The following is a 14831-nucleotide window of genomic DNA, read 5'->3' on the forward strand; positions in this document are numbered from 1 at the left end:
GCGATCGTAGCCGCGCGGTGCTCACGCACCGTGCCAAACCGTGGTGATGTTGCAGAACTCGCGGATTCCGTGCCCGGACAGCTCACGGCCGTAGCCCGACCGCTTCACGCCGCCGAACGGGAACGCCGGATGCGAGGCGGTCATCCCGTTGAAGAACACCCCGCCCGCCTCCAGATCCCGGGCGAACCGGTCGGTCTCGGCCTCGTCTCGGGTCCACACGTTCGAACTCAGCCCGAACGGCGAGTCGTTCGCGATCAGCACCGCCTCGTCCAGGTCCCCGGCCCGGTACAGCGTGGCGACCGGTCCGAACGCCTCCTCGCGGTGGATGCGCATCTCGCGGGTGATCCCGGCCAGCACGGTCGGCGGGTAGTACCAGCCGGGCAGCTCCGGCCGGCGCAGCCGGTGACCGCCGCACAGCACCTGGGCCCCGGCGCGCGTCGCGTCGTCGACCAGCTCCTCCAGGTCGTCCCGCCCCTGCTCCGTGGCGAGCGGACCGATCTCGGTGTCCTCCTCGATCGGGTCGCCGACCTTCAGCGCCTTCATGCCGGCCACGAACCGTTCGGCGAAGGCGTCGTAGACGTCCGTGTGCACGATGAACCGCTTCGCGGCGATGCACGACTGCCCGTTGTTCTGTACCCGCGCGGTCACCGCGGTCCGCGCGGCCCGGTCCAGGTCGGCGGACGGCATCACCACGAACGGGTCGCTGCCGCCCAGCTCCAGCACCGTCTTCTTGATCATCTCCCCGGCGGTGGAGGCGACGGCCCGCCCCGCGGGTTCGCTGCCGGTCAGGGTGGCGGCCTTCACGCGCTCGTCGCGCAGCACGGCGTCGACCTGGGAGGAGCCGATCAGCAGGGTCTGGAAGCAGCCCTCGGCGAAGCCCGCCCGGTGGAAGAGGTCCTCCAGGTACAGCGCGGTCTGCGGCACGTTCGAGGCGTGCTTGAGCAGGCCCACGTTGCCGGCCATCAGCGCGGGCGCGGCGAAGCGGATCACCTGCCACAGCGGGAAGTTCCACGGCATCACCGCCAGGACCGGGCCGAGCGGCCGGTAGCGCACCCGCACCCGGGACGCCCCCGAGTCCGCCGCGTCCGAGGCGGCGGGCTCCTCGTCGGCGAGCAGCGCTTCGGCGTGCTCGGCGTACCACCGCATGGCCTTGGCGCACTTGGCGGCCTCCGCGCGGGCCTGCTTCAGCGGTTTGCCCATCTCGGTCGTCATCACCCGGGCGATGTCCTCGTCCTCGCCGAGGAGGCCGGCGGCCCGTTCCAGCAGGCGGGCGCGGTCGGCGAAGGCGCTCGTACGGTACGTGCGGAAGGTGGCCTCGGCGAGCTGGAGCCTGCGTTCGAGCTCCTCCTCGCCCATGGGCTCGTACGTCTTGAGCGTCTCGCCGTTCGCCGGGTTCACCGTCGCGATGGGCATGACCGGACCTCCCTGGGTGCGCACTGTGATTCGACCTTCGCGCGCCGCGGGCCGGGCCGCAACGCGTGGGCGTCTGCTCAGGGCGAGTGCTCCGCCAGCCGGTCGAGAAACGCGGCCTGGGCGGCGACGATCAGCTCGCGCGCCCGGTCCAGCCCGTACCAGGCCACCCGGTCCAGCTCGGGGAACTCCTGCACACGGCCCGAGCGCGGCGGCCACTCCAGGGTGAAGGTGCCCGGGACGACCGTGCCCGGGTCGAGGTCGGCCTCGATCGCCCACACCGTGACGGTCTTGCCGCCCCGCTGCCGGACCTCGCCCAGCAGGACCGCCTCACCGTCGGGCGGCTCCAGACCCAGCTCCTCGCGGAACTCGCGCCGGGCAGCCTCCCAGGCGGGCTCGTCCGGCTCGTACTCGCCCTTCGGGACGGTCCACGCCCCTGCGTCCTTCTTGGCGTAGTAGGGGCCGCCCATGTGCCCCAGCAGCACCTCCAGCCGGCCGTCGGAGCGCCGGAACAGCAGCAGGCCCGCGCTGCGCCGGCCCGCCGTCACGGCCGCACCTGCGGATGCGCGGCCAGCAGCGTCTCCACCGTGTCCGCCTCCTGCGGCCGCTTGTCCTCCCGGTAGCGCACCACGCGGGCGAAGCGCAGGGTGACCCCGGCCGGATAGCGGGAGGAGCGCTGAAGGCCGTCGTAGGCGATCTCGACGACGAGCTCGGGGCGCACGGTCACCCCCCAGCCGTGCTCCCGCACGGCGAGCCCGCGCAGCCGCTCGGTCTGCCAGGCCAGCATCGCGTCGGTCATGCCCTTGAACGTCTTGCCCAGCATGGCGTACGAGCCGTCCGCGCGCAGCGCCCCCAGATGGAGGTTGGACAGTCTGCCGGTACGGCGTCCGTGGCCCCACTCGGCGGCGAGCACGACCAGGTCGAGCGTGTGCACGGGCTTGACCTTCAGCCAGGACGCGCCGCGCCGGCCCGCGCTGTAGGGGGCGTCGAGCGCCTTGGCCACGACGCCCTCGTGGCCGCGCCGCAGGGTCTCGGCGAGGAACGCCTCGGCCGCGGGCGTGTCGTCGGGGCCTTCGGCCAGCGCACGGCGCACCCGCATGGGCTCCGGCACCAGCCGGGCCAGTTCCGTGTGCCGTGCGGTGAACGGCAGGTCGAGCAGGTCGCGGCCGTCGACGGACAGCGCGTCGAAGAAGACGGGGGAGACGGGCACCGCCTCGGCGGCGGCCCCCACGTCGACGCGGGAGCCGACCCGTCCGGCGGTCTCCTGGAAGGAGCGGGGCCGGCCCTCGGGATCGAAGGAGATCACCTCCCCGTCCAGCACGAACCGCTCCCCGGCGAGCCCCAGCGCCGCCGCCGTCACCTCGGGCAGCCGGTCGGTGATGTCGTCGAGGGCACGCGTGTACAGGCGTACGTCGTCGCCGTCGCGGTGCACCTGGACGCGGATGCCGTCCAGCTTCTCCTCCACCGCGCACGCGCCGAGCCTCTCCACCGCCTCGGCCACCGAGGACACGGAGTGCGCGAGCATCGGCAGGACCGGGCGGCCGACGGTGAGCCGGAAACGGTCCAGCGCGGGCGGCCCGTCCGCCAGCAGCGCCCCGGCGACGGCCTGGAGGGACCCGGCGAGCATCACCGCCCGCCGCACGTCGGCGGGCGGGGCCCCGGTCGCCCGGGCCAGCCCCTCGACGGCGACCGCGTCCAGCGCGCCCTGGCGGACCTCGCCGGTGATCAGCCCCAGCAGGAACCGCTGCTCGCCCTCCGTGGCCAGACCCATCAACTCGCCCACCAGCCGGGACCGTTCGGCCTGCGAACCGGTGCCGGAGACCGCGCCGAGCGCGGTGAGCCGGGCGTCGGCCTCCCGCACGGTCAGACCCGGCGCGGCGGCCGGCGGGACCGGTCGGCCCAGCACCTTCCAGCCGACACCGAGCCGCCCCTGCGGCAGCCGGCCCGCCAGATACGGGATCACGATCGGCACGTCCTCGGGCTCCGCCTCCCGGAACAGCTCCGCGAGCAGGGCGGTCTTGCGGGAACGCGCCGAGGCGGCGGCGACCTCCCGGGACACGTCGGCGAGCCGGGCGAGCAGCATGCAGCCATGGTGCACCGCGGACGCAGGGACTACACCCCGGCCGCCGCGTCCAGGTCCGTCATCAGCAGCTCCGCGTTGATCGCCGCCCCGGCCCGGTAACCGCGGCCGGCCGCGTTCACCACCTGCTCGGCGAAGCCCGAGACGTTGCCGGCCGCCCACAGCCCGGGCACGCCGGTCAGACCCCGCTCGTCGATCACGGGGTAGGAGCCGAAGGGCGTCTCGGTCATCTCCGCGCCCAGCTTCACGAACAGCTCGCCCTGCGGCACGGCCCGCGGCGCGACGAACACCACCTCACGCCCGTACGCCGTCCCGTCGGCGAGGCGTACGCCGGTGAGCCGGTCGTTCTCGACGGTCAGCCCGGCCACCGGGCCGGGCACGACCTTCACCCCGGCCGCCGCGAGACGCCGCAGGTCCTGCTCGGACAGCTCGGACTCGGCGACCTCGTGCAGGAAGAGGACCACGTCCTTCGACCACTGGCTCACCATCAGCGCCTGGTGCACGCCGAGCGGGTTCGCCGCGAGCACGCCGAAGGCCCGGTCGCGGACCTCCCAGCCGTGGCAGTAGGGGCAGTGCAGGACGTCCTTGCCGAAGCGTTCGGCGACGCCCGCCACCTGCGGCAGCTCGTCCTTCAGCCCGGTGGCCACCACCAGCCGGCGGGCCCGCACGGTGCGTCCGCTCTCCAGCGCCAGCGTGAAGTGCTCCTCGTCGCGCGCCACGTCCACCGCCCGGTCCCGGACCAGGTCCACGCCGTAGCGGGCGATCTCCTCGCGGCCGACCGCCAGGAACTCGGCCGGCGGCATCCCGTCCCGGGTGAGATAGCCCTGCATGTGCGCGGCGGGCGCGTTGCGCGGCTCACCCGCGTCGACGACGAGCGTGCGGCGCCGGGCGCGGCCCAGCACCAGTGCCGCGGACAGGCCCGCCGCGCCGCCGCCGACGACGATCACTTCGTAGGTTTCCGGGTTCTCGGTCATAGGGACCACCTCCATGGCCGACGGTCGCGCGCCCGCTGCCGTATTGACAAACGAAGTTGCCGAAACTGCAATCTCTGTCATGACGACCGATGACGTACTGGCGGAAGTGGGACCCCGGCTGCGCAGACTGAGGAGGGAGCGGGAGGTGACCCTCGCCGGGCTCTCGGAGGCGACCGGCATCTCCGTGAGCACCCTGTCCCGGCTGGAGTCGGGCCGGCGCAAGCCGTCCCTGGAACTGCTGCTGCCGATCGCCCAGGCCCATCAGGTCCCCCTGGACGAGCTGGTCGGCGCGCCGCCGGTCGGCGACCCGCGGGTGCGGGCCGCCCCGATCGTGCGGCACGGCCGGACCCACTGGCCGCTCACCCGCCAGCCGGGCGGCCTCCAGGCGTTCAAGGTGCTCGAACCGCGGCGGGTCCAGGATCCGGATCCGCGTACGCACGAGGGCTACGAGTGGCTGTACGTCCTTTCGGGGAGGCTCAGGCTGGTGCTCGGCGAGCACGACGTGGTGCTCACGGCGGGGGAGGCCGCCGAGTTCGACACCCGGGTGCCGCACTGGTTCGGGTCGACGGGTGAGGGGCCGGTGGAGTTCCTCAGCCTGTTCGGGCCGCAGGGGGAGCGGATGCATGTGCGGGCGCGGCCGAAGCAGGACTGATCCGGTCGGGACGGATGGCCGGGACGGATGGTCGGGACGGATGGCCGGGACGGTTCCCCGATCTGCCCGGAGCAGTTCCCCGATCTGCCCGAGACTGTTCCCTGATCGGCAAGCGACCGCTTAGTATGCGAGGCGACCCGGTCGGACGAAGCAGTCTGTGGAGGCCCCGCATGCAGGCATGGCGAGTGCACGAGAACGGCGAGCCGAACGAGGTGATGCGGCTCGACGACGTCGAGCGGCCCACGCCCGGCGACGGCCAGGTCCTGCTGAGGGTGCGTGCAGCCAACGTCAACTTCCCGGACGCGCTGCTGTGCCGCGGCCACTACCAGGTCACGCCGCCGCTGCCGTTCACCCCGGGCGTCGAGATCTGCGGCGAGACCGAGGACGGCCGCCGCGTGATCGCCAACCCGGTGCTGCCCCACGGCGGTTTCGCCGAGTACGCCGTCGCGGACGCCCGGGCCCTTCTGCCCGCCCCCGACGCCCTGGACGACGCCGAGGCGGCCGCGCTGCACATCGGCTACCAGACGGGCTGGTTCGGCCTGCACCGGCGCGCTCGCCTGGAGGCCGGCGAGACCCTGCTGGTCCACGCCGCCGCGGGCGGGGTGGGCAGCGCCGCCGTCCAGCTCGGCAAGGCCGCGGGCGCCCGCGTCATCGGGGTCGTCGGCGGCGCCGGCAAGGCCGCCGTCGCCCGGGAACTGGGCTGCGACGTGGTGATCGACCGGCGCGAGGAGGACGTCGTCGCCGCCGTCAAGGAGGCCACCGGCGGCCGGGGCGCCGATGTGATCTACGACCCCGTCGGCGGCGCCGCCTACACCCAGTCCACCAAGGTCGTCGCCTTCGAGGGCCGGATCCTGGTCGTGGGCTTCGCCGGCGGGACCGTCCCCACCCCGGCCCTCAACCACGCCCTGGTGAAGAACTACTCGATCCTCGGCCTGCACTGGGGCCTGTACAACACCAAGAACCCCAAGCTGGTCCTGCGCTGCCACGAGGAGCTCACCGAACTGGCCGCCCGGGGCGCGATCAGGCCGCTGGTCAGCGAGCGCGTCCCGCTCGACGGTGCCGCGGCGGCCGTGCAGAAGGTGGCGGACGGACTGACGACCGGCCGGATCGCCGTCGTGACGGGCGGGGAGGCGGCATGACCGACGCCGCCGGACTGCGCCGCCTCACCCAGGAGTTCCTGGCCGAGCATCCGCCCGCGACGGCCGACCGGACGGAGTTCCTGCGGGCCCGCTTCGACGCCGGACTCGCCTGGGTGCACTTCCCCGAGGGCCTCGGGGGACTGGGCGCCCCGCGCTCCCTCCAGGCCGTCGTGGACGCCGAGCTGGCTGCCGCGGGCGCCCCCGACAACGACCCGCGCCGCATCGGCATCGGCCTCGGCATGGCCGCGCCGACGATCCTCCAGTACGGCACCGACGAGCAGAAGCAGCGTTTCCTGCGGCCCCTGTGGACCGGCGAGGAGGTCTGGTGCCAGCTCTTCAGCGAGCCCGGCGCCGGATCGGACCTGGCCGCGCTCGGCACCCGGGCCGTCCGCGACGGCGACGTGTGGGTGGTCGACGGCCAGAAGGTGTGGACCTCCAGCGCCCATGTCGCCCGCTGGGCCATCCTCATCGCCCGCACCGACCCGGACGTGCCCAAGCACCGGGGCATCACCTACTTCGTGTGCGACATGACCGACCCGGGCGTCGAGGTGCGCCCGCTGCGCCAGATCACCGGCGAGGCGGAGTTCAACGAGGTCTTCCTCACCGGCGTGACCGTCCCCGACTCCCGCCGTCTCGGCGAGATCGGCGACGGCTGGCGGGTCGCCCAGACCACGCTGAACAACGAACGCGTCGCCATCGGCGGCATGCGCCTGCCCCGCGAGGGCGGCATGATCGGCCCGGTCGCGAAGGCGTGGCGGGAACGCCCGGAGCTGCGCACCCACGACCTGCACCAGCGCCTGCTCGGGCTCTGGGTCGAGGCCGAGGTCGCCCGGCTCGCCGGTGAACGCCTGCGCCAGCAGCTCGTCGCGGGCCAGCCGGGCCCCGAGGGCGCCGGCATGAAGCTCGGCTTCGCCCGCCTCAACCAGGAGATCAGCGGCCTGGAGGTGGAACTCCTCGGCGAGGAGGGCCTGCTGTACGACGACTGGACCATGCGGCGCCCGGAGCTGGTCGACTTCACCGGCCGCGAGGCCGGCTACCGCTATCTGCGCTCCAAGGGCAACAGCATCGAGGGCGGGACCAGCGAGATCCTGCTGAACATCGTCGCCGAGCGCGTGCTGGGCCTGCCCGTCGAGCCGCGCACCGACAAGGACGTCGCCTGGAAGGACCTCGCCCGATGACCGATCTGCTCTACTCGGAGGAGGAAGAGGCGCTCCGGTCCGCCGTACGGGATCTGCTGCGCGACCACTGCGACACGGCCGGGGTCGTCGCCCGTGCGGAGTCGGACGCGCCGCACGACCTGGCGCTGTGGAAGTCCCTCGCCGACGGCATGGGCCTGGCCGGACTGCTCGTCCCGGAGGCGCTGGGCGGGCAGGGCGCCTCCCACCGCGAGGCCGCGCTCGTCCTGGAGGAGCTGGGCCGGGCCGTCGCCCCCGTGCCCTATCTGACCAGCGCGGTCGTCGCCACGGAGGCGCTGCTGGAGTGCGGGGACGAGGACCTCCTCGCACAGCTGGCCTCGGGCCGGACGATCGGCGTCCTCGCGGTGGGTCTGCACCTCGCGCCCGGCGCCCCCTTCGCGGCCGTACAGGTGACGGACGGTCTGCTGCACGGCGAACTGACCGGCATCGCGGACGCGTCGGCCGCGGACGTCCTGCTCGTGCCGGCCGAGGACGGCGGGCTCCACGCCGTGGCCGCGGACGCCGCCGTGATCACCCTCCGGCCGTCGCTGGACCTGACCCGGCCCGTGGCGACCGTGACCCTGGACGGTGCGCCCGGCCGCCGTCTGGGCGACGCCGGACCCGCCGTGCACCGTGCCCTGCGGGCCGCCGCCGGGCTGCTGGCGTCCGAACAGCTCGGCGTCGCGGACTGGGCGCTGACCGAGACCGTGCGCCATCTGAACGAGCGCACCCAGTTCAACCGGCCCGTCGGCGGCTTCCAGGCGCTCAAGCACCGGCTCGCCCAGCTGTGGCTGGAGGTGGTCAGCCTCCGTGCCGCCGCACGGGGCGCGGCCGACGCCCTCGCCACCGGCGAGGACACCGACGTGGCGGTCGCCGTCGCCCAGGCGTACGCCGCCGGGGTCGCCGTGCACGCCGCGGAGGAGGCCGTGCAGCTGCACGGCGGCATCGGCATGACCTGGGAACACCCCGCCCATCTGTACCTCAAGCGGGCCAAGGCCGACTCGATCGCCTACGGCACGGCGGGCGCGCATCGCACGGCGCTGGCCGAACTGGTCGACCTGCGAGCTCCCTGACGCCCGTCCGGCACCACCCTGGAGAAGCCCGCCCCGCACGGGGCGGGCTTCTTCGTGCCACGGGCGCGTCGCGCCGTGGCACAGGGACCGGCTCCCCCGTGCGCGCCCGCGCGGGCGGCCGGTGAACGGATGACGGCGATCCGGCCAACTCCCGCTCCGCACAACCTGCTTGAGGTGTCCACGTCGCATACTCGCCGGGACCGGCACGGCATCCACCCAGGGAGTCAGCGCATGGCCCTCACCACCCGCCGCAGAGCCCTCACCACCCTCGGCGCCGCCCTCGCGGGCACGGGCGCCCTGCCCGGCGCCACCGCCCTCGCGGCCGAGCGCGGGAAGCACCGCCCCTCGCCCCTGTGGCGAGCCCACGCACACAACGACTACGAGCATCCGCGCCCGCTCCTCGACGCCCTCGACCACCGGTTCGGCAGCCTGGAGGCCGACATCCACCTGGTCGGCGGCCAACTCCTGGTCGCCCACGACCCGGAGGACCTCGACCCCTCCCGCACGCTGGAGTCCCTCTACCTGGAGCCGCTCGCCGCCCGCGTCCGCGCCCACCACGGCTCGGTGTACCGCGGGTACCGCAGGCCCCTGCAGCTGCTCGTCGACATCAAGACCGAGGGCGCCTCCACCTACCTCGAACTCGACCGCCGACTGAGCCGCCACCGGCACCTGTTCACCACGTACGCCCACGGCCGCGTCCACCGCGGTCCGGTCACCGTGGTCGTCTCCGGCGACCGCGCGGCTCGCGCGCCCATGGAGGCCCAGACCGTCCGCCGGGCCTTCTACGACGGCCGTCTCGCCGACCTCGGCGGCGCCGCGCCCGCCTCCTTCGTCCCGCTCATCAGTGACAGCTGGGCCCGTCTCTTCACCTGGTCGGGCACCGGCCCCTTCCCCGACGCCGAGCGGCGGACGCTGCACGCCGTCACCGGAGCCGCCCACGAGCGCGGCCGGACCGTCCGCTTCTGGGCCACGCCCGACGTGCCCGGCCCGGCGCGCGACGCGCTGTGGAGCGAACTGCTCACCGCGGGCGTCGACTTCCTCAACACCGACGATCTGGCCGGCCTGGAGGCGTTCCTCGACGCCCGCCGGGACGTCTGACCCGCTCCGACATCACACGTTCGGAGGACACGTCAGCCGCCCGGACGAACCCTCCGCTACGCCACACTTGCGGCCGAACGCCGTGAACCGGGCGTCACCGGTGTGGCGGAGGAGGTTGACGATGGCGATTTCCATCTCAGTGGTGCTGCTGCTGTTGATCCTGACAGTGATCTTCCTGCGCAACGGGGGGCTGAAGGTCTCCCACGCGCTGGTGTGCGCGCTGCTCGGCTTCTATCTCGCGAGTTCGAGCATCGCGCCCACCATCCACAGCGGGTTCACCGCGACGGCGGGGCTCGTCGGCAGCCTGAGTCCCTGACCCTCAGCCGCCGGAGAACACCCCGATGCCGTTGGGCACCGGCCGTTCCACGCCGCCGCTCGGGTGGTTGAGCGGGGCGACGCCGTCCGCGGTGCGGGCGACCAGGGTCGTGGAGCCGCCGCCGTCCAGGCTGAAGGCGTGCTCCGCGCCCAGGTCCCGCAGCGTCCGGGCGAGTTCGGCGACCGTCAGGCCCGTGCGGTACTCGGGCGAACCGTCCAGCGCGAACAGCAGCACCCGCCGGCCGCCGTCGGCGATGCCCACGGCGGTACGGACCGCGGCGGTCCGGTCGTCCAGACCGGGCAGGGGCAGCCCGTCCCGCAGCACCGGGTAGCCACCGACGGCGAAGCCCAGCGGGACGGGCGACACGGCCGCCCCGAGCCGGTGCGTGACCGTGACCGGCTCACCGGGCAGGAGCGTCCGCAGCCGCCGGGCGCCCGCCTCACGCCCGACGAGGACGGTCGTGCCCTCGGGGATCGGCCCGTCGCCGGGGACGCCGGCCGTGGACGCGACCTTTCCGTCGCGGACCGTCACCTCGTAGGTGTCCGTGCTGCAGGGGGCCGCCCGCTCGGTGTCGGTGCCGCAGACGGCCCGCATCCGGGAGGCGCTGCCCCAGTCCGCGGTGAACGCCCCGACGGAGCCGACCGGGAGCGCGTACTGGTTGAGGCCGCCGAGCGGCAGCCGGTCCTCGGCCGTGGTGACCGTGCCGTCCAGGGTCAGCCGGTCGAGCCGGGCCCTGTGGTCGCGGCCCACGCCGATGACGTCCTCGGTGATCGTGCCCGGCGGCAGGGCGGGACCGAACCGCTGCCCGTTCGGCACCGCCGCCTTCAGCGCCCGGCCGTCCGCGATCGCAGGGCCCACGCTCGCACCCGTGGCCGGGACGCCCGGATGCTGTGTCTCGGTGATGTTGAAGAAGTCGCCGTTGACCCCCGCGACGGCGTCCTGGGCCGTGGCGAGCTGCGACACGGCGGCCCGCGCCGCCACCGCTCCCGGGTGCAGCAGGCCCAGCCGTAACCGGGGCTGGTCCAGGTCGACGTCCAGCACATGGGCGCGCACCGGACCCTGCGCGCCCCGGAGGTCGTACTGCTCGTGGACGAGCCCCGGCGCGAGCGTGCGGGGCGCCGCCCGCTCACCGGCGCCGGCCGGTGCCGCCCCTGTCAGGGCCGCACCGGCCAGCGCGCCGCACAACGCGAGAACCCTCAGTGCCCGCCCACCCGCGTGGAACCGTCCGCGCCGACCCGCCACAGCACCCCCTGATGTCCCGTCAACTGTGGCAGGGCCGGGGGAGGGGCCGCCAGAAGGCCCACCCGTGCGGGTGACTACGTCCCGATCACCCGGGACCGCGTCAGGAAACGCACCCCCTCCGGCGCCTCCAGCGAGAACCCGCTGCCCCGGCCCTCGACGACGTCGACGATCAGCCGGGTGTGGCTCCAGAGGGCGTACTGGCTGCGCGACATCCAGAACGTCACCGGCTCGGCGACACCGTCCACCGCCAGCTCGGCCAGCAGGACGTCCGCGTCACCGGTGCGGAACTCGCCCGCCGGGTAGCACATGGGCGCGCTGCCGTCGCAGCAGCCGCCGGACTGATGGAACATCAGCGGTCCGTGCCGGTCCCGCAGCCGGCGCACCAGATCGGCGGCCTCGGCGGTGAACTCGACGCGGGGGATCTCCTCGGACATGGCGGGCCGCTCCTAGAAGAAGCCCAGCCTGCGCGGGGAGTAGGACACCAACAGGTTCTTGGTCTGCTGGTAGTGCTCCAACATCATCTTGTGCGTCTCACGGCCGATGCCCGACTGCTTGTAGCCGCCGAACGCGGCATGCGCCGGATAGGCGTGGTAGCAGTTGGTCCACACCCGGCCCGCCTGGATCGCACGGCCCGCGCGGTACGCCGTGTTGATGTCCCGCGTCCACACGCCCGCGCCCAGCCCGTACAGCGTGTCGTTGGCGGTCTTGATCGCGTCGTCGAAGTCGTCGAACGACGTCACGGACACCACCGGCCCGAAGATCTCCTCCTGGAAGATCCGCATCCGGTTGTCGCCCTCGAAGATGGTCGGCTGCACGTAGTAGCCGCCCTTCAACTCGCCCTCGTGCTCGATGCGTTCACCGCCGGTGAGCACCCGGGCGCCTTCCTGGCGGCCGATGTCCAGATAGGAGAGGATCTTCTCCAGCTGGTCGTTGGACGCCTGCGCGCCGATCATCGTCTCCGTGTCGAGCGGATGGCCCGGCCTGATCAGCTCGGTGCGGGCGACGGCCGCTTCCAGGAACTCGGCGTAGTGCCCCCGCTGGACGAGCGCCCGCGACGGGCACGTGCACACCTCGCCCTGGTTGAGGGCGAACATGGTGAAGCCCTCCAGTGCCTTGTCACGGAAGTCGTCGTCCTGCGCCCAGACGTCGTCGAAGAAGATGTTCGGCGACTTCCCGCCCAGCTCCAGGGTGACCGGCTTGATGTTCTCCGAGGCGTACTGCATGATCAGCCGCCCCGTCGTGGTCTCGCCCGTGAAGGCCACCTTCGCCACCCGGGGGCTGGACGCCAGCGGCTTGCCGGCCTCCACGCCGAACCCGTTGACCACGTTCACCACGCCCGGCGGCAGCAGGTCCGCCACCAGGCTCAGCCAGTAGTGGATCGACGCCGGGGTCTGCTCGGCCGGCTTGATGACGACCGCGTTGCCCGCGGCCAGCGCCGGAGCCAGCTTCCATGTCGCCATCAGCAGCGGGAAGTTCCACGGGATGATCTGCGCGACCACACCCAGCGGCTCGTGGAAGTGGTACGCCACCGTGTCGTCGTCGACCTCGCCCAGCGAGCCCTCCTGCGCCCGGATCACCCCCGCGAAGTAGCGGAAGTGGTCGATGGCCAGCGGGATGTCCGCGGCCAGCGTCTCCCGCACCGGCTTGCCGTTCTCCCAGCTCTCCGCCACCGCGAGCGGCTCCAGGTACGCCTCCATGCGGTCGGCGATCTTCAGCAGGATGTCGGCGCGCTCGGTCACCGACGTGCGCCCCCAGGCCGGCGCGGCCGCGTGCGCCGCGTCCAGCGCCCGCTCCACGTCCTCCGCGGTGCCCCGCGCCACCTCCGTGAACGGCTGCCCGTTCACCGGGCTCGGGTTCTCGAAGTACCCGCCGCGGGCCGGCGGCACGTACTCCCCGCCGATGAAGTGGTCGTAGCGCGACTGGTAGGAGACGATCGCGCCCTCCGTGCCGGGCGCCGCGTAACGGGTCATGGTGGTCTGCCTCCCGGTGAACCGCTGCCCGCCGTTGGGCAGCTTCCGGCCGTGAGGCTAGGGACGGCGAGGTTGCGAGGACGTTGCGTGCGTGCGGGGGAACGGGGCTCGGCCACGGGGCGGGGCTGCGCAGGGAGCTGCGCGGAGGCGGAGGGGCGGGTGCGCCGTGGGACGGGGCTGCGGGGCAGGCGGGAGCCGGGCGGTGGGGCGGGGGCTGCGGAGAGGGGAGCGGGTCCGCGCAGGGGAGCGGGGGCCGCACGAAGGGGGTGCCCGGTCACCCGGTGTGTCTCGGCGGAGGCACGCCTCGCAGCCGGGCGGCGGCTCTTCCCGCCGGTCCTGGGGGACGGCCCGGCGCGCGGAGGCCGCCCGCCCCGGCCGGGTCGCCGCCCTGCCGTGCAGGGGTGCCGCCCGGCGGCCGGAGCGCAGGTGCGGCAGGTGCGGTCAGCTCGGCCTCCAGCGAGGTGAGCCGTGCATGCACCGCTGCGGTCGGGCGCACCGCGGCCAGCGCCCGCCACGCCTCCAGGTCCTCCTCGCCCCACGGCGCGTACGCCCAGTCGGCCAGCAGGTCGGGATCCGCGCGGTCGATCAGCGCGCCGCGCAGCCCGTCCGCGATCCGGCGCCGCAACCGGACCACCGCCGGGGCCCGGGAGGCCGGGAGCAGTGGGCCGGTGTAGGCCGCCGCGGCCGCCGTCACCGCGCCGCCCACGAGCCGCCGCTCCACCATGCCGACGTCCGACCGCACCGGCACCGTCAGCCGGTACGGCCGCGACGCCAGCAGCCCCGCCCCCAGCACCCCGCGCAGCCGCGCCAGTTCGGCCCGCAGGGTCACCGGGGTCACCGACTCGTCCTCGTACAGCGCGCACAGCAGCTCGTCGCCGGTCAGCCCCTCCGGATGACAGGCCAGCAGCACCACGATCTCGCTGTGCCGGCGGCCCAGCCGGACGCTCCGGCCACCGGTGCGCAGCCCCGCCTCGTCCCGGCCCAGCGCGGTCAGCTCCAGCACGTCCCCGTCGTCGGAGGAGGGCCGCTGCGGGGCCAGCAGGGCCAGCTGGGACTCGGCGGCCCGCGCCACCGCCTGCACGAACCCCAGGCTGTGCGGGTGCGCCAGCCCCTCCCCGCCGGTGATGTCCACCGCGCCCAGCACCCGCCCGGTCCGCGGGTCGTGCACCGGAGCCGCCGCGCAGGTCCACGGGTGCACCTGCCGGCTGAAATGCTCCGCCGCGAACACCTGCACCGGCCGGTCCACCGCGACCGCCGTGCCCGGGGCGTTCGTCCCCATCACGGACTCCGACCAGCGCGCACCCGGCACGAAGTTCATCCGCCCCGCCTGGCGCCGTGTCGAGGCATGGCCCTCCACCCACAGCATCCGGCCGTGGGCGTCGCACACCGCGAGCAGGTGCTCCCCGTCCACCGCGAACGTGCCCATCAGCTCCCGCACCAACGGCATCACCCGTGCCAGCGGATGCTCGGCCCGGTACGCGCCCAGCTCGCCGTCCGTCAGTTCCACGCTGGCGGTGCCGTCCGGTCCCACACCGGCCCGGGCCGAGCGCCGCCACGAGTCCGCCACCACGGAGCGCACCGGGCGGGGCACCGTGCCCGCGCGGGTGAACGTCTCGTGCGCGCGGCGCAGCATCCGCGCATGCTCGTCGGGGTCGGCACCTGGCTCCAGGGCCACCCAGGGATCGGTCAACTCGGCCTCCCG

The 14831-nt window shown here is 74.1% G+C and carries 14 protein-coding genes; 6 read left to right on the top strand and 8 right to left on the bottom strand.

All coding sequences use genetic code 11. The annotated features are described in order from the left end of the window. Positions 1 to 21 precede the first annotated feature (21 nt). From ACIQGV_RS06670 to ACIQGV_RS06685, 4 genes are all read right to left on the bottom strand, one after another. Complete coding sequence (locus ACIQGV_RS06670; RefSeq protein WP_402491422.1) at positions 22 to 1413, bottom strand: NADP-dependent succinic semialdehyde dehydrogenase; 1392 nt, start codon at positions 1411 to 1413, stop codon at positions 22 to 24. Positions 1414 to 1490: 77 nt separating this feature from the next. Continuing rightward, positions 1491 to 1958, bottom strand: a complete 468-nt coding sequence (locus ACIQGV_RS06675) for an NUDIX domain-containing protein (RefSeq protein WP_402491424.1) — start codon at positions 1956 to 1958, stop codon at positions 1491 to 1493. Beyond that, positions 1955 to 3493, bottom strand: a complete 1539-nt coding sequence (locus ACIQGV_RS06680) for an ATP-dependent DNA ligase (RefSeq protein ID WP_402491427.1) — start codon at positions 3491 to 3493, stop codon at positions 1955 to 1957. The genes ACIQGV_RS06675 and ACIQGV_RS06680 overlap by 4 nt, the downstream gene beginning before the upstream one ends. A gap of 29 nt (positions 3494 to 3522) precedes the next feature. Next, entirely contained in the window at positions 3523 to 4464 is a 942-nt protein-coding gene (locus ACIQGV_RS06685) for an NAD(P)/FAD-dependent oxidoreductase (protein ID WP_402491430.1), read from the bottom strand. A gap of 79 nt (positions 4465 to 4543) precedes the next feature. Here ACIQGV_RS06685 and ACIQGV_RS06690 point away from each other — a divergent pair, with 79 nt between their 5' ends. From ACIQGV_RS06690 to ACIQGV_RS06715, 6 genes are all read left to right on the top strand, one after another. Continuing rightward, positions 4544 to 5116, top strand: a complete 573-nt coding sequence (locus ACIQGV_RS06690; RefSeq protein ID WP_402491432.1) for a helix-turn-helix domain-containing protein — start codon at positions 4544 to 4546, stop codon at positions 5114 to 5116. 170 nt (positions 5117 to 5286) lie between these two features. Beyond that, positions 5287 to 6255 (top strand): NADPH:quinone oxidoreductase family protein, encoded by a 969-nt coding sequence (locus ACIQGV_RS06695; RefSeq protein WP_402491435.1) that lies wholly within the window; start codon positions 5287 to 5289, stop codon positions 6253 to 6255. Next, a complete protein-coding gene (locus tag ACIQGV_RS06700; RefSeq protein WP_402491438.1) occupies positions 6252 to 7433 on the top strand; it encodes an acyl-CoA dehydrogenase family protein in 1182 nt (393 codons plus the stop codon). The genes ACIQGV_RS06695 and ACIQGV_RS06700 overlap by 4 nt, the downstream gene beginning before the upstream one ends. Further along, the gene (locus ACIQGV_RS06705; protein WP_402491441.1) at positions 7430 to 8503 is read left to right on the top strand and encodes an acyl-CoA dehydrogenase family protein; all 1074 of its coding nucleotides are present in this window, start codon (positions 7430 to 7432) and stop codon (positions 8501 to 8503) included. The genes ACIQGV_RS06700 and ACIQGV_RS06705 overlap by 4 nt, the downstream gene beginning before the upstream one ends. 231 nt (positions 8504 to 8734) lie before the next feature. Beyond that, on the top strand, positions 8735 to 9601 hold the full coding sequence (locus tag ACIQGV_RS06710; RefSeq protein ID WP_402491444.1) for a phosphatidylinositol-specific phospholipase C/glycerophosphodiester phosphodiesterase family protein: 867 nt from the start codon (positions 8735 to 8737) through the stop codon (positions 9599 to 9601). A 121-nt stretch (positions 9602 to 9722) separates the two neighbouring features. Then, positions 9723 to 9917 carry a hypothetical protein gene (locus tag ACIQGV_RS06715; protein ID WP_402491447.1) on the top strand — a complete coding sequence of 65 codons (195 nt, stop codon included), beginning with the start codon at positions 9723 to 9725 and terminating at the stop codon, positions 9915 to 9917. 3 nt (positions 9918 to 9920) lie between these two features. Here ACIQGV_RS06715 and ACIQGV_RS06720 read toward each other — a convergent pair whose 3' ends face one another. The 4 genes from ACIQGV_RS06720 to ACIQGV_RS06735 all read right to left on the bottom strand — a co-directional run bounded on the left by ACIQGV_RS06720 (position 9921) and on the right by ACIQGV_RS06735 (position 14819). Further along, complete coding sequence (locus ACIQGV_RS06720; RefSeq protein WP_402491450.1) at positions 9921 to 11102, bottom strand: phosphodiester glycosidase family protein; 1182 nt, start codon at positions 11100 to 11102, stop codon at positions 9921 to 9923. 131 nt (positions 11103 to 11233) lie between these two features. Beyond that, complete coding sequence (locus ACIQGV_RS06725; protein WP_402491453.1) at positions 11234 to 11593, bottom strand: DUF779 domain-containing protein; 360 nt, start codon at positions 11591 to 11593, stop codon at positions 11234 to 11236. A gap of 12 nt (positions 11594 to 11605) precedes the next feature. After that, positions 11606 to 13129 carry an aldehyde dehydrogenase family protein gene (locus ACIQGV_RS06730; protein ID WP_402491456.1) on the bottom strand — a complete coding sequence of 508 codons (1524 nt, stop codon included), beginning with the start codon at positions 13127 to 13129 and terminating at the stop codon, positions 11606 to 11608. 274 nt (positions 13130 to 13403) lie between these two features. Continuing rightward, a complete protein-coding gene (locus ACIQGV_RS06735) occupies positions 13404 to 14819 on the bottom strand; it encodes a GAF domain-containing protein (protein ID WP_402492399.1) in 1416 nt (471 codons plus the stop codon). Between the last annotated feature and the right edge of the window lie 12 nt (positions 14820 to 14831).

Origin of the sequence: Streptomyces sp. NPDC093094 (assembly GCF_044754345.1) — a bacterium.
GTDB lineage: Bacteria > Actinomycetota > Actinomycetes > Streptomycetales > Streptomycetaceae > Streptomyces.